The 819-nt window shown below is 29.9% G+C and carries 1 protein-coding gene; it reads left to right on the forward strand.

Translation table 11 applies throughout. The annotated features are described in order from the left end of the window. The first annotated feature begins 330 nt into the window (after positions 1 to 330). Positions 331 to 726: a transcriptional regulator SpxA gene (spxA, locus tag V7137_RS27960; RefSeq protein ID WP_026566143.1), complete on the forward strand. Its 396-nt coding sequence runs from the start codon at positions 331 to 333 to the stop codon at positions 724 to 726. The last annotated feature ends 93 nt before the right edge of the window (positions 727 to 819 follow it).

Consider the following 819-nt stretch of genomic DNA (forward strand, 5'->3'; position numbering starts at 1 on the left):
CCCTCAATTATTCATATAGCGTTGACGAACATTATTGGAGATGAATAATTACCAAAGTGAATTTTTAAGATGAAATTATTAAAAATATGAAACTTTTAAGGGAAATATTCGTCTAATATAGTGTAAAAGAAATTTTTCAATGTTTTGGTCTAACAATATTTTTTGGAAAAAAGGATACCTTTTTAAGAAACAGTGGTGTATAATCAATGATATAAATTACTAATTTATAATTATTATCGAAATTGGTGCATCCTGATTATGACCAAATCGCTTTATTCAATATACCTGATTTATAAATAGTCTCAAATAAAAGAGGAGTGTGAAGATCGAATGGTAACACTATACACTTCACCAAGTTGTACATCATGTAGAAAAGCAAAATCATGGTTAGAAGAACATGAAATCCCATACACTGAGAGAAATATTTTTTCTGAACCATTAACCATGGAAGAAATTAAAGAAATTCTCCGAATGACAGAAGATGGTACAGATGAAATTATTTCTACAAGATCAAAAACATTTCAAAAATTAGATGTAAACCTTGATGCAATGCCGCTTCAGGATCTATTTGGTTTAATAAAGGAAAATCCAGGACTTTTACGCAGGCCGATTATCATTGATGAAAAACGTTTACAGGTTGGCTATAATGAGGATGAAATTAGACGATTCCTGCCAAGAAGAGTAAGAACGTTCCAGCTGCGTGAAGCCCAGCGAATGGTTAACTAAATAAATAGGCCTTCTATATAGGAGGTCTTTTTTTGTATATAAAAAATAAAATGTATTTATTTGTAGTTTCCTTCTTACTTTGTTAAAATAAAA

It is taken from the genome of Neobacillus drentensis (genome assembly GCF_036962765.1).
GTDB classification, from domain to species: Bacteria; Bacillota; Bacilli; order Bacillales; family Cytobacillaceae; genus Neobacillus; species Neobacillus drentensis_C.

What these genes read in the sequence shown, in the direction of transcription:
- spxA (WP_026566143.1), top strand. Translation starts at nt 331, where the DNA reads ATGGTAACACTATACACTTCACCAAGTTGTACATCATGTAGAAAAGCA.